General features: G+C 63.9%; 15 protein-coding genes and 1 pseudogene. 8 read left to right on the top strand and 8 right to left on the bottom strand.

Annotated features, from left to right (window positions below):
- Positions 1 to 593 precede the first annotated feature (593 nt).
- Genes Q4G22_RS02080 through Q4G22_RS02090 form a run of 3 tightly spaced genes read right to left on the bottom strand, consistent with a single transcriptional unit; the run spans position 594 to position 2,291 of the window.
- Positions 594 to 728 (bottom strand): hypothetical protein, encoded by a 135-nt coding sequence (locus Q4G22_RS02080; protein WP_303384235.1) that lies wholly within the window; start codon positions 726 to 728, stop codon positions 594 to 596.
- A gap of 57 nt (positions 729 to 785) precedes the next feature.
- A complete protein-coding gene (locus Q4G22_RS02085; protein WP_303384236.1) occupies positions 786 to 1,379 on the bottom strand; it encodes a hemerythrin domain-containing protein in 594 nt (197 codons plus the stop codon).
- Between the two features lie 51 nt (positions 1,380 to 1,430).
- Complete coding sequence (locus Q4G22_RS02090) at positions 1,431 to 2,291, bottom strand: pirin family protein (RefSeq protein WP_303384237.1); 861 nt, start codon at positions 2,289 to 2,291, stop codon at positions 1,431 to 1,433.
- A gap of 392 nt (positions 2,292 to 2,683) precedes the next feature.
- Here Q4G22_RS02090 and Q4G22_RS02095 point away from each other — a divergent pair, with 392 nt between their 5' ends.
- From Q4G22_RS02095 to Q4G22_RS02115, 5 genes are all read left to right on the top strand, one after another.
- Positions 2,684 to 2,971, top strand: a complete 288-nt coding sequence (locus tag Q4G22_RS02095) for a hypothetical protein (RefSeq protein WP_303384238.1) — start codon at positions 2,684 to 2,686, stop codon at positions 2,969 to 2,971.
- 387 nt (positions 2,972 to 3,358) lie between these two features.
- Positions 3,359 to 3,514: a hypothetical protein gene (locus tag Q4G22_RS02100; RefSeq protein ID WP_303384239.1), complete on the top strand. Its 156-nt coding sequence runs from the start codon at positions 3,359 to 3,361 to the stop codon at positions 3,512 to 3,514.
- Positions 3,515 to 3,564: 50 nt separating this feature from the next.
- Positions 3,565 to 3,873: a GNAT family N-acetyltransferase gene (locus Q4G22_RS02105; protein ID WP_303384240.1), complete on the top strand. Its 309-nt coding sequence runs from the start codon at positions 3,565 to 3,567 to the stop codon at positions 3,871 to 3,873.
- Positions 3,874 to 3,884: 11 nt separating this feature from the next.
- Complete coding sequence (locus Q4G22_RS02110; protein ID WP_303384241.1) at positions 3,885 to 4,532, top strand: isochorismatase family protein; 648 nt, start codon at positions 3,885 to 3,887, stop codon at positions 4,530 to 4,532.
- 232 nt (positions 4,533 to 4,764) lie between these two features.
- A complete protein-coding gene (locus Q4G22_RS02115; RefSeq protein ID WP_303384242.1) occupies positions 4,765 to 4,941 on the top strand; it encodes a hypothetical protein in 177 nt (58 codons plus the stop codon).
- A gap of 9 nt (positions 4,942 to 4,950) precedes the next feature.
- Here Q4G22_RS02115 and Q4G22_RS02120 read toward each other — a convergent pair whose 3' ends face one another.
- The 5 genes from Q4G22_RS02120 to Q4G22_RS02140 all read right to left on the bottom strand — a co-directional run bounded on the left by Q4G22_RS02120 (position 4,951) and on the right by Q4G22_RS02140 (position 6,607).
- The gene (locus tag Q4G22_RS02120) at positions 4,951 to 5,253 is read right to left on the bottom strand and encodes a type II toxin-antitoxin system RelE/ParE family toxin (RefSeq protein WP_303384243.1); all 303 of its coding nucleotides are present in this window, start codon (positions 5,251 to 5,253) and stop codon (positions 4,951 to 4,953) included.
- A gap of 7 nt (positions 5,254 to 5,260) precedes the next feature.
- Entirely contained in the window at positions 5,261 to 5,527 is a 267-nt protein-coding gene (locus Q4G22_RS02125) for an antitoxin (protein ID WP_303384244.1), read from the bottom strand.
- 80 nt (positions 5,528 to 5,607) lie between these two features.
- Complete coding sequence (locus tag Q4G22_RS02130; protein ID WP_303384245.1) at positions 5,608 to 5,988, bottom strand: type II toxin-antitoxin system VapC family toxin; 381 nt, start codon at positions 5,986 to 5,988, stop codon at positions 5,608 to 5,610.
- Positions 5,988 to 6,200 carry an AbrB/MazE/SpoVT family DNA-binding domain-containing protein gene (locus tag Q4G22_RS02135; RefSeq protein ID WP_303384246.1) on the bottom strand — a complete coding sequence of 71 codons (213 nt, stop codon included), beginning with the start codon at positions 6,198 to 6,200 and terminating at the stop codon, positions 5,988 to 5,990. The genes Q4G22_RS02130 and Q4G22_RS02135 overlap by 1 nt, the downstream gene beginning before the upstream one ends.
- A gap of 101 nt (positions 6,201 to 6,301) precedes the next feature.
- A complete protein-coding gene (locus tag Q4G22_RS02140) occupies positions 6,302 to 6,607 on the bottom strand; it encodes a hypothetical protein (RefSeq protein WP_303384247.1) in 306 nt (101 codons plus the stop codon).
- A 151-nt stretch (positions 6,608 to 6,758) separates the two neighbouring features.
- Between Q4G22_RS02140 and Q4G22_RS02145 the strand changes: the two genes are divergently transcribed.
- The 3 genes and pseudogenes from Q4G22_RS02145 to mprF all read left to right on the top strand — a co-directional run bounded on the left by Q4G22_RS02145 (position 6,759) and on the right by mprF (position 11,994).
- Positions 6,759 to 7,715, top strand: coding sequence for a cation diffusion facilitator family transporter (locus Q4G22_RS02145; protein WP_303384248.1), 957 nt, complete (start codon positions 6,759 to 6,761; stop codon positions 7,713 to 7,715).
- 121 nt (positions 7,716 to 7,836) lie between these two features.
- Positions 7,837 to 9,308: pseudogene (locus Q4G22_RS02150) on the top strand (acetyl-CoA hydrolase/transferase family protein).
- Positions 9,309 to 9,369: 61 nt separating this feature from the next.
- Positions 9,370 to 11,994: a bifunctional lysylphosphatidylglycerol flippase/synthetase MprF gene (gene mprF, locus Q4G22_RS02155; protein WP_303384249.1), complete on the top strand. Its 2,625-nt coding sequence runs from the start codon at positions 9,370 to 9,372 to the stop codon at positions 11,992 to 11,994.
- Positions 11,995 to 12,011 lie beyond the last annotated feature (17 nt).

A 12,011-nucleotide genomic window follows, 5' to 3' on the forward strand; every position in this document is an offset into this window, starting at 1 on the left:
TCCTCGCTGTTGGCGCGATCGCCGCTTAAACGGGTTGGATGGGCAGAATTGCTTATTGTGTGACGGGGCATGGATGGGGTTGATCCCCCCGCTGGCTCGCCTTGGCGGCAGATGAAGCGGAGTTGCTGGGCTGGCAAGGTGCCGTATGGGTGCGATGGTCGAAGCCATGGTGTTTGTCATATAATCGCGCTTGGTCACCGTGGCGCAGGACCGTAGGGCAGCGATATGGCGGTGGCCAAGGAACTGCTGGTCGGCTTCTCGGGCGTATCCCGCGTCTCCTCCATAATGATCCCTGACCCGTGCCATCGTCCTGGGCGTCTCTTACCGCACCGTTGCCGTCATTACCGGCGAACCGTGCAAGTTCGGCCACAGCCTTGGCATGGCCGCCGGATTGATGAATGCCAGCAGTATCGGCCCATAGACTCTGCATTGGCCGCAACGCTTATCATCATGATCGTTAATAGCGACAGTTTCACTGCGGTGCGATGCGGCTCAGTATCCATTACGTCGCCTGCATCCCTAAGGATAGGATAGTAGCCACCATCAGCACGGGCGCTGTCACCAATAGCCACACCAACGCCTCGGTCCCGTCGTCACTGAAAAGCTGCCTCTAACCCCGGAAGCGCCGGGCTGATGGTGGCGTTTGACAGGGCCGTCAGCATGGGGGCAAGGATCAGCACCCATGCCCTCGGGGCGCCCGCCAAAGGGCGTTCGATTGTCTGTTGCATGGTTTGTCCATTTAAGGTCGGCGCGGGCGGGCCAAGCAAGGCCCCGCCCGCGCAGGGTTATCCAAGTTCCGGATCAACCCGTGCGCGTTCCAGTAGCAGCGGGATGACGATATCCTCCTCATCCGCCAGATGCTGACGCAGCAGCGGCGCGATGCGGTTCACCACCCTGGCCAGTTCATCGACCGCGAACCGCTGGTCGCTGGTCATCACGCCTTCAGCCGTGCCAAGGCGGCGTAGGCTGCCTTGCGTCACCGCCGTCAATTCGTCGATGGCGTCGTGGATCATGTCGTGATCCGCATCCAGCAGTTCGAACCCCCGGAGCAGGCGTGGCTCGGCGCGGCTGAACATCGGGAAATAGTGGTTATCCTCGATCCGGTGATGGCCGTCCAGACTGCCCAGCAGACTGCCGATATGGCGGCGCAGGCCGGGGGCGCTGTCGTAACTGGTCGTGGCCTCTTCGCGCAGGCGGGTCAGTTGTTCGGCGATTTTTGCCGTGATGGCGCGGAAATAATCGTGATTGGCCAGCCAGATTTCCCCGGTCCCGGCCAAGGCGGATTGTCCGCGCCACGTCCCGCGTGGGTGTTTTTCGGCCAGAAACAGCCATTCAGAGGGCAGCCCCGTGCGGGCGCCAAGCTTGAGCGAATCGTCCATGATTTACCCTTCCGGAAAAGGGGCGGCGGTGGTGCCCGCCGCCCGTGTCGTTTACAGCCGACCGAATTTGCCAGAGTTGAAGTCAGTGATCGCCTGCCGGATCTCGGCCTCGGTGTTCATCACGAAGGGACCATAGGCCACGATCGGTTCGTCGATCGGCTCACCCGCAAGGATCAGCAGCTTGGCATCGGTTGTGGCCTCGATCACCACATTGCCGCCTTCGCGCGACAGCCGGGCAGATGCGGGGCCGGTCAGCTTTGCCTCGGCATTCACGGTCACATTGCCGGACAACGCCACGACGATGACGTTATACCCTTCGGGCGGGGTCAGCCTGGTGGTGGCCCCGGCGTTCAGCCGCAGATCCAGCACATCCATCGGGGTAAAGGTCCGCGCCGGGCCTGTCGCATCGCCATAGCTGCCCGCGATCACCCGCACCCGGCCCGCGCCGTCCGGCAGATCGACCACCGGAATATCGGCGTCGGTGATGCCCTGGTAACCCGGCGTGGCGGATTTGTCCCGCGCAGGCAGGTTCACCCAAAGCTGCACCATCTCGAACGCGCCGCCCTTGGCGGTAAAGTCGTGGCTGTGGAATTCCTTGTGCAGAATGCCCTCGCCCGCTGTCATCCACTGCACATCGCCGCGCCCGATGACGCCGCCGCGCCCAGTGCTGTCGCCGTGCTCGACCTCGCCTTCATAGACGATGGTGACGGTTTCAAAGCCCTTATGCGGGTGAACGTCCACACCGCGCGGGCGGCTGGCCGGTTCAAAGTCATAAGGCCCGCCGTAATCCAGCATCAGGAAGGGCGTCGTCTCAGACCGGCCCGACATGTGCGAGAACAGCGAACGGACGGGAAAGCCGTCGCCGACCCAGTGACCTTGCGGTGCGGTGGTGGTTTCAATGATCTTGCGCATCTTGTTCTCCGTTCTGGCGGGTATTTCCGCCGGTTGAGGCAAAGATGGGGCCGGTTGTGGTGTGCGCCAAGGACTGCGCTGTTCGCTCTGAGCGAACGCCGAATTTTCGGTCAGGGGACTGGCAGGACACAATGCTGCGTCGCATTGAGACCGGCACAGGGGGCCAACTGCCCGAAAGGGCATGGTTATAAGCAAGCTGAACATCTCTGTTCGCATCGGCTCGACCCGCAAGGCGCATTTCGCCGACAAATCCGTGCCTGGCTGTTGGAACAAGGGGCCAAGCGCGACGCTAGGATGTTCGAGATTGGTCAATCTGCGCGATTTCGGCCTGCTGCCGTTGGGCGCTGCTGATCTCGATTGCGGAGGCCCCCCAGCGATTTTCGCTTGGTGGCGTGGCAGGGCAGGATCAGGCGTATAAGGAAAAGAACAGCAATCCGATGGCCGCCTTTGGTTATGGTGGCGTTGGCGTGGTGCGCGCCATCGAGTATCTGCGCGGTATATCACCATCGAATTACAGATGGTGCCGGTGCAGAGTGCTGTGCGTTTTCTTCAAGGCCTCGCCTCTGGGCCAGAACGTTGGCATGGACAGGGTGGCCGTCGTGCTGAAACCCGGCTTGAATGCGATACTGGGCGAACTGGCCTGTTGGGCGAAAACATCTAAAGCCACGCGTAAGACATGACATCCGAGAGGGCAGCCCATGTTGCGACGGGAGGCGCAGATGAGCGTGCCTGACACAGAACTGATCCTGCCTGTCATGAGGCCGGTGCGACCACATCGCAAAGCCGCTTGCCCATGTGGGGCTGCGGCTTGCGGAATGCTGGCAACCCAGAGCTGAGCCGGGATCGTCGCACTTTTTGTGATGGCGGGTTTTACCGAAAGCAGCGGCATGTGTCGTGGTTGCTTCTGGTCGGCAGGGCGGGCGGTGCTATAATTCGTGGGCCGTCTGATGATCTTGGCGAGCGCTCTGATCCGGCCAGCCGCCTTGGCCAGCGGGGTGATGCTGGCCGTGACCTGTTGGCTCTACGCCACGCACCCTTAAGGCAGTGTAATCCTGACGCCTGCGCGCATGGCCGCGCTGACGGATCATGCGGCATTGTTTGTCGCAGACGATATACGTAATCTGGATGCAAATGGCGGCGCGATGTTCCCGTATATGGCGCAACTCAGGGCTGAGGGGTTGTCGGCGCTCTGGTCCCTGGCTGTGCGGCCCCTTGCCGCCTGAGGCGCGGCCTGCTCTTGATTAACCGCAGCATCTGCAATGGGAGTTCTGACATGACCACCATCACCAAAGAAGACGGCACCCGCCATGGTCGCTATGTCGCCCGCATCGACGGCATTGATGCCGAGGGCGAAATTACCTTCACCCATCGCGGCCCCGGCATCATCAGCGCCGATCACACCGGCGTGCCCGAGGCGATGAACGGCAAGGGCGTGGCCAAGGCGCTGCTGAATTTTATGCTGGAGGATGCGCGGGCGTCCGGGTTCCGCATTATCCCCATTTGCCCCTTCGTGCGCGGCCAATATGCCCACCACCCCGAATGGGCGGATCTGTTCACCACCAAACCCGGCGAAGACCCCTGAAGGGGAACTTCATGGCCAAGATCCAGCCCGAACCGATCCGTGATCCGGTCAGCGATCGGCTTTTGACGCCGGAAAACTGCGCTATTGCGCTGATCGACTATCAGCCCGAGCAATATCGCACCGTGACATCTTCCACGCCTGATGAGATCAACCTGAACGTCATCGCACTGTGTAAATTCGCGCGCGCCTATGATGTGCCGGTGATCGTCTCGACCGTTGGCGTTGATATGGGCGTGAACACCGGCACGGCCGAGGAAATCATGGCCGAACTGCCCGGCGTCAAGGAAATCGACCGCACCGGCGTCAATTCCTGGGAGGACGAGGAGTTTCGCACCGCCATTCTGGCAACGGGGCGCAAGAATATCGTCATCGCGGGCCTGTGGACCGAGGTTTGCCTGACCTTCCCGGTCATCGACATGCAGGCCGAGGGGCTGCACTGTTACCCCGTGGCCGATGCGGTGGGTGGCATCTCGCCGGTCGCGCATGATGCCGCACTGGACCGGATGCGGCAGGCCGGCGCCACGCCGATCACTGCGATTCAGTTCGGCTCGGAATTGATGCGCAACTGGGCGCGACCGGATTCGGGCAAGTTCCGCGAGGTCCTGCAATGGTATTTCCCGCGCCGCTTTGGCCTGATGAGGGACGGCAAGATCGGCTGATCTCGCGCAGGCTGTCGGCAAGACCCGCTGCGCAAGCTGGTCGCGGGGTAGATTGCCGTCATCCTCGAACGGCCCGCCCGTGAGCGACAGCAATAACCGCCCCAGCCCGGCGCGCCGCGCAGCATACGCAACAGCCAGTGAATCTGCGCCAGCCCTGTGCCGAACCCGCCCGGCGAGGCTGAAATAACCCCTGACCCTTGAGGGCTGGCAGGTCTGGGATCTGGCCGGCCGGTTGACCGGGCAGATCCGCGCTATCCCCGGCGCGGTCATTGGCTGGGATATTGGCGTCGCGCTGGCCATCGGACAGGCGCTGGACGTGCCTGCCATTGCTATCGCGCAATTACTGCCGGTGATTGAGGCGGGAATGGTGCGGAAGCTGAACGAACAGATCGGGAAGGATCAGCCGTAGCCCTGCGACCTACTCCAATCGTCGCTGCAACTGCGCAAAAAAGTGCATCCGCTCATGCAGGACGGCAATAATGACCGGGCGATCACCGGACATCCAGACAACATAATGATGTTCGCAGCGATGCAGCGATACGGCCTCGGGCAGACCGTCTATGCGTTTGGCACGCGCTTTACCCAGCGCAATTGCTTCACATCCCGCCTCGATCTGGTCGAGATAGCGTTCGGCCTGATCAGCCCCCCATTTGTCGTAGGTATAGCGCCAGATGTCCTTCAGGTCCGCCTCGGCGGCGAGCGTCAGATCATAGCGCCGCATCGGTGGCTCAGCGCCCGACCTGCGCGCGAGCTTCGCGGCGGATTTCAGCGAAGGACTTTTGTGACAGCTCGCCCCGCTGCGCCTGTTCGATCCGAGGGGCAAGAAAATCCGACAGCGCGGCCACGGCGTCCGTGTCGCTCATCCCATGCACGGCGGGTGCATCGCCCAAAGTCCGGTTCAGGACATAGTCCTTGATGCTTTGCCCCTTGAGGGCAGCGAGGGCCTTCAGGCGCTGGTGGTCTTCCTGGGTGATGTCGATCGAGAGTCTGGGCATGGGCGCAGGCTAACACAACAGAATGCACAAAACAACATTTGAGCGCATACAAAGATCATGGTGAGAACAATCCCTTACCCTCAAACCTTGATCTTCTCGATCACCTTCACGCCCGGCAGACCGTCAAAATGCGCATCGCAAGTGATCAGCGTGGCGTCGTGGGCGCGGGCCGTTGCATAGACGATGGCATTCGCCGTTGCCAGCTTGTGGCTTCGGCACGCCTCGGCAGCGGCTAGCGCAGTTTCGGTATCCAGCGGCACGACGGCGCAAAGCTGGGTGAAGGCGATCACCTGATCGGCCTTGTCCTCACCCACCTCGCGGGTCAGCCATTTCGCCAGCTCCAGCTGCACCATGGTCGGCACCAGCCATTCGTCCTGTTCGGGCAGATGCGGGGCGACCGCCTGCCCGGTCGGGGAATCAATCAGCCATTCGATCCAGGCCGAGGTATCGACCAACCGCATCAGGCGCGATTCGCGCGGTCGCGATAATTCTGCGCGGACGCACCCTTGGCGATCCCGGCCAGCGTCTCGCGTTTGGGGACGGGGACAAGCAGCACCCCGGTTCCCTTCGGGATGAAGGCAAAGGTCAGCCCGGCCTCCCAATGTTGGGCCGTGCGGATCGCCTTGGGGATCGAGATCTGGAACTTCGAGGACAGTGTCGCGGTCTGCGGCATGATCCTACCCTTTTTCGTTCGATAATATAAACGTAAGACGCCGCCGGCCCAAAATCAAGGAACCTCGCTGCCATCGCCCGTCAGATGCTGGACTGGACCATTTAACGTTCCACCTGCCCATGGGCTTCGCGCAGGATACCGACGACGGATTCGTGCGCGATCTCCGTTCCGGTCAGGCGCAGGACTTGCGCAACCAGGCGATCCGGCAGACGTCCCGATACGCGGATGGGTGCGTTTGCGCGATTGGCGAGTGCCGGGCCTCCGTCCGGGCGGAGCCGTACACGCCACTTGTGCACGGTCTGCGGCGAGACGCCGAATGTGACCGTCCTCTGTCCGGCAACGATGCACGCGATGGTCTGCTCTCGACTGTAAAGCGGAAGGTGTGCCCTTTGGTGTGGCTTGTTCATCCGATAAAGTTCTCGGCTGAAGTTTGGCAATTGCAGCCTAACCCCGACTCGGGGAAAAACTGATGACAGTTAATCGTTCGAGACCCGAACAACGATATACGCCCTTGCCAGCGATCAAGCCCGCGCGCATCCCTTGCAGACAGGTGACAAGATGAACCAGACGACCAGCCACGATCACGATCACGATCATCACCACGCCGGGCACAGCCACGCGCCGCAGGTGACAGGGGCGAATGAACGGCGCATTGCGATCGTGTTTGCGATGACTGCCGGATATGCGCTGGTGCAGGCCGTTGGCGGTTGGCTGTCGGGGTCTTTGGCGCTGATTGCCGATTCCGGGCATATGGTGTCGGATGCGGCGGCGCTGTTGCTGGCGCTGATTGCCTATCGCGTGGCACGGCGGGCGGCGACGCCTCGGGTCAGCTATGGCTTTCACCGGGTGCGGGTGCTGGCGGCGTTGGCCAATGGCGCCACGCTGTTGCTGCTGGTGGCGTGGATCGCGTGGGAGGCGGTGGCCCGGTTCCGCCAGCCCATCGAGGTTCTGGCCGGGCCGATGCTGATCGTCGCCGCCATCGGGCTGGCGGTGAACATCGCCGGGTTTGCGATCCTGCGCGCGGGCGACAGCGGCGACGGCAATCTGCGCGGTGCCATGCTGCATGTGCTGGGCGATCTGCTGGGGTCGGTGGGGGCCATCGCCGCAGCCATTGGTATCATGCTGACCGGCTGGACGGTGCTGGACCCGATCCTGTCGGTGCTGGTGGCGCTGCTGGTGGTGCGCTCGGCATGGGGGTTGGTGCGCGCTTCGGTCTTCACGCTGATTCAGGGCACGCCCACGCATATCGACCCGGATGCGGTGCTGGCCGATCTGGTCGGCCTGCCCGGCGTGGCCGAAGCGCGGCATTTTCACGCATGGGCGCTGGCCGACAGCCGCGCGGTGGCCACTGTCCATGTCAGCCCCGCACCCGGCACCGATCCGCTGAGTCTGCCGCCCGTCGTTGCCGCATGGCTGGCCGAGCGCCACGGCGTAGCACATGCCACGGTCGAGGTGAACGCCCCCGGTGCCATCCGCGACGCCGAGCAACCGCCAAGCCATGAGCACGGGGCATAGCTGATCGCCATTACCCGTCCGGGCAGGTCATGGCTTGTTGGCGGCAACGGCAGAATCGCCTGCATCCGGCAGCGGCGGCGCGGCCATTCTGGCCCCGCCCGCCCGGCATCAGGAGATCGCCATGACCACGCCCGACCTGTCCCGTATCCGCAATGCCGCCCTGCGCGACCGGATCATGACCGCAGATGAGACGGCGGCGATTCCGGCTTTACCCGCGCGGGCGAGGCCAAGGCGGTGCCGATGGCACTGGCCGAACGGGCACGGCAGCATCCGTTGCAGATCACGCTGATGACCGGGGCCAGTCTTGGCAATGATCTGGACAAGACGCTGACCGAAGCTCATGTCACCGCGCGCCGCATCCCGTTTCAGTCCGACCCGGCACTGCGTCGGGCGATCAACGCGGGCGAGGTGATGTTCATCGACCAGCACTTGTCGGAAACCGTCGAAATGCTGCGCACGCGGCAATTGCCGCCGGTGGATATTGCCGTGATCGAGGCGGTGGCGATCACCGAAGGCGGTGGCATCGTGCCCACTACATCGGTTGGCAATTCGGCCAGCTTTGCGATTCTGGCGGATAAGGTGATCGTGGAAATCAACCTCAGCCAGCCCGAGGCGCTGGAGGGGCTGCACGACATCTATATCCCCACCTGGCGCCCGAACCGGATGCCGATTCCGGTGGTCGCCCCCGAAAGCCGGATCGGCCTGCCGTTCATCCCCGTGCCGCCCGAAAGGATCGCCGGTATCGTTCTGACGCAAAAGCAGGACAGTTCCGCGACCATTCTGGACCCCGATGATGAGACCCGCGCCATCGCCCGGCATCTGTCGGATTTTCTGCTGAACGAGGTGGCGCAGGGGCGGATGACGAACCGGCTGCAACCGCTTCAGGCCGGGATCGGGACCATCGCCAATGCAGTGCTGCACGGCTTTATCGACACGCCCTTCCACGATCTGAAGCTGTATTCCGAGGTTTTGCAGGATTCGACCTTCGATCTGTTCGACGCGGGCAAGCTGGATTTCGCATCCGGGTCGTCGATCACATTATCGGCGGGGCGCTATCACGATTTTCTGGCGCGTCTGCCGGAATATAAATCCCGGCTGATCCTGCGCCCGCAGGAAATTTCCAACCACCCCGAGGTCGTGCGCCGTCTGGGCTTGATCGCCATCAACACGGCGCTGGAGTTCGATATTTACGGCAACGTGAACTCTACCCATGTGCGTGGCAGTCAGATGATGAACGGCATCGGCGGATCGGGCGATTTCGCGCGCAATGCCTATTTGTCGGTGTTCGTGACCAAATCCATCGCCAAGGGCGGGGCGATTTCATCGGTCGTGCCGATGGTGTCGCATGTCGATCATACCGAACATGACGTGGATATTCTGGTGACGGAACAGGGGCTGGCCGATCTGCGCGGACTGGCCCCGCGCGAACGGGCGCGGCTGGTGATCGACAACTGCGCCCACCCCGACTGGCGCGACGATCTGAACGATTATGTGCAGCGCGCCAATGCCCGTGGCGGCCATACCCCGCATTTGCTGGACCAAGCCTGCACATGGCATGAGAATTTGCGCCTGATCGGGCGGATGCGCGATTAAGGCCCGCGCCTTGCCGATCCGGCCCGGTGCGCTATGACTGGCGGGCCAGAGGGAGGCGAGGATGCCCGAACCAGCCGATGAACACCCGCCCGTGACGGGTTGGATGGCGCGCTTGCGCTATGCCGCGCCCTGGGTGGTGGCGGGGGTGCTGTTTCTGCTGGGCCTGTTCGCGCTGCAACGGCTGCTGGCGCCGGTCGATCTGGATCAGATCACCGCGCAGATTGCGGCAACGCCGTTGCATATCACCGGGCTGGCGTTGCTGACCACGCTGGCGGGCTATCTGTGCCTTGCCGGATATGACTGGTCGGCGCTGCGCTATATCGGCAAGCCGCTGCCGCTGCCGGTGGTGATGACGGGCGGGCTGATGGCCTATGCGTTCGGCAATACCATCGGACTGACGGCGATTTCGGGCGGAGCGGTGCGCTGGCGGGTGTATGCGGGCTTGGGCCTGGGCGGTTATGACATCGCCGCGATTTCCACCTTTGCGGCGGTGTCCTATGGCGTGGCGGCCACGCTGGTCGGGCTGGCGGCGCTGGCGCTGTATCCGACGGCGCTGGCGATGCTGCTGCCCCTGCCGCCTGCGTCGATCCGTCTGCTGGCGCTGGCGGTGATCGCGGCCATGGTGCTGCCGCTGATCTGGGCCTCGGCCACAGGGCGGGCGTTGCGCATCCGGCGGCTGGAACTGCGTGCACCCTCGTTGCCGATTCTGGGCGGGCAGGTGGCGATCAGCATCGGTGACATGTGCTTTTCGGCGCTGACGCTGTATCTGTTTCTGCCGGTGACGGATTACGGTTTTTTCACCTTTCTGGCGGTTTTCGCCGCCGCCACCATGGCGGGGATCATCAGCCATGTGCCCGGCGGCATCGGCGTCTTTGAAACGATCATCATCGCCGCCATGCCCGCAGGCACGCCCGTTGGCCCGGTGGCGGCGGCGCTGCTGTTGTATCGGCTGGTTTACTATCTGGTGCCCTTCGCGCTGGCCCTGATCCTGCTGTCGGGATACGAGGCATGGCGGGCCTTGGGCCGGGGCGCGCCCGACAGCCGTCTGGGCCGGCTGCTGTCCGCGATGGAACCGGCGCTGCGCGCGGTGGCCCCCTTGGCCCCGCTGGTGCTGGGGGCGATGATCTTTGGCTCGGGCCTGTGGATGAGCATCGCCGCCGTCCTGCCCCCCATGACCGAGGCCGCCGAGGCCGCCGAAACCCTGTTCCCGCTGGCCTTTGTCGAAGGGTCGGCGCTGTTGTCCAGTGCGCTGGGGGCGGCGCTGATTGTGCTGTCGCTGGCGGTGGTGCGCCGCTCGCTGGGGGCGTTCTGGCTGGCGGTGGCGGCGATGGCGGCGGGGGCTGTGGTGGCGCTGATACACGCCGACCGGCAGCAGATGATGGCGTTGGTGCTGGGCATCGTGATCCTGCTGCCCTTCCGCCGGGCGTTTCGCCGCCGCGCCATCCTGACCCATGCCGCGCTGACGCCGGGCTGGGTGGCGATGCTGTTGGCGGCGGGGGCGGGGTTCGGCTTTGCGCTGTTCTTTGCGCATAAGGGCACGGTCTATGCCAACGAACTATGGTGGCAATTCGCCGTCGATGAACGTGCGCCGCGCGCGCTGCGGGCCGGTCTGCTGGCCAGCCTGATGCTGGGCGTCGCCGGTCTGGTGATGCTGCTGCGCGCGCCGCGTATCCGCCCCGAACCGCCCGCGCCGCAGGATCTGGATGCCGCCGCCGCGATCATCGCGGATTGGGGCAGCCCGGAAACGTCGCTGGCGTTGACCGGGGATAAATCGCTGATGTTTTCCGATGACCGCCGGGCATTTGTGATGTTTGCGGCCGCGGGCCGTTCGTGGCTGTCCTATGGCGGTCCCGTCGGCCCGCATGACGCGGCCGAGGAGGTCGCCTTCAGCTTTGCCGATGCGGCGCGTCGGGCCGGAGCCTCGCCCGTGTTCTATGAGATCGGCCCACAGGCGGTGCCGCAGATGCTGGAACTGGGGATGACCCTGCACAAGATGGGCGAGGAAGCCGTGGTCAGCCTGCCCGAATTCTCGCTCGACGGGGCGGCGCGCAAAAGATTGCGTGCGGCTTATGCGCGGGCCGGGCGCGAGGGGATGGTGCTGGACCTGATGCCGCCGCCGCATGACCCGGCGCTGATCGCGGACCTGCGCGCGGTGTCGGATGACTGGCTGGCGACGCGGCGGGCACGGGAAAAGGGCTTTTCGGTCGGGCGGTTCGATGCTGGCTGGCTGAACCGCTGGCCTCTGGCGGTCGTGCGGCATCAGGGGCGGATCGTCGCCTTTGCCAATATCCTGACCAGCGGTGGCAAGGCGGCGGGGATCGACCTGATGCGCCACTCTGCCAGCGCCCCGCCCGACACGATGGAATTTCTGTTCACGGCCCTGATGTTGCGCCTGCGCGATCAGGGTTATGCCGAATTTTCGCTGGGGATGGCGCCGCTGTCGGGCTTGATGCCGGAACGGACGGGGCGGCTGTGGGACAGGTTCGGCGCGGTCATCTATCGTCACGGCGGCAGCTTTTACAATTTCGCCGGGCTGCGGGCATTCAAGGAAAAATTCGCCCCCGACTGGCGCCCGCATTATCTGGCCGCCCCCGGTGCCCTGCCGCCGCTGATCGCGCTGGCCGATGCGGCACGGCTGATTTCGGACAACGCTCAGCCCAGCAGCAAGGCAAAGCCCACGGCATAGCCAATTGCCAGCAGGAT

Origin of the sequence: Paracoccus sp. (in: a-proteobacteria), assembly GCF_030538655.1 — a bacterium.
Classification (GTDB): domain Bacteria; phylum Pseudomonadota; class Alphaproteobacteria; order Rhodobacterales; family Rhodobacteraceae; genus Paracoccus.